Source organism: Vibrio sp. Y176 (assembly GCF_033438945.1).
This window is the reverse complement of sequence record NZ_JAWOQS010001031.1, coordinates 1-546: the sequence shown is the minus strand read 5'-3', so window position 1 is coordinate 546 and position 546 is coordinate 1. Positions and strand designations below refer to the sequence as shown.

1 protein-coding gene is annotated in these 546 nt (G+C 45.6%); it reads left to right on the top strand.

Features of this window, described 5'->3' with window-relative positions; all coding sequences use genetic code 11:
* Window positions 1–41: 41 nt before the first annotated feature.
* Window positions 42–546 (top strand): DNA-binding response regulator (locus tag R7O13_RS30025; RefSeq protein WP_318305610.1); only part of this gene is annotated, 505 nt, incomplete at its 3' end.

Below are 546 nucleotides of genomic sequence, written 5' to 3'. Positions count from 1 at the left end.
CCAACTTACGGCCTCTACTGAACCTTGGGAGATTTGAACACGTGAGAAAGTCGGCTTACGCAAGAAAGCTATTTCTGATTAGTATGGAAGACGATGCTGCGCAGAAAGTCGCATCATTAGAAAAGTACATCGATATGAGCATTCCTGTAATCTCAACCGATGCCCTAATGGAAGCGAAACCCGAACATCGAAATAAAATTCTACTCATTGACTTCAGTGAACATAAATCACTCGTTCAATCGATTAAAAACCTGCCATTGGTTTGGAAGAACTTTGAGACGGTCGTGTTCAACGTTCCAAAACGCCTCACTACGGATGAACTGCTCGCCTTCGGTCAATTAAAAGGCTTGTTTTACAGCGAAGATTCTTTAGAACAAGTAGGCGAAGGACTGAAAGGCATTGTCAACGGGCAAAACTGGCTACCACGCAACGTAACCAGCCAACTGCTGCACTATTATCGAAATGTGATAAATACTCACACCGCGCCAGCAACCGTCGATCTCACCATTCGCGAACTGCAAGTGCTGCGTTGTCTGCAAGCCGGGG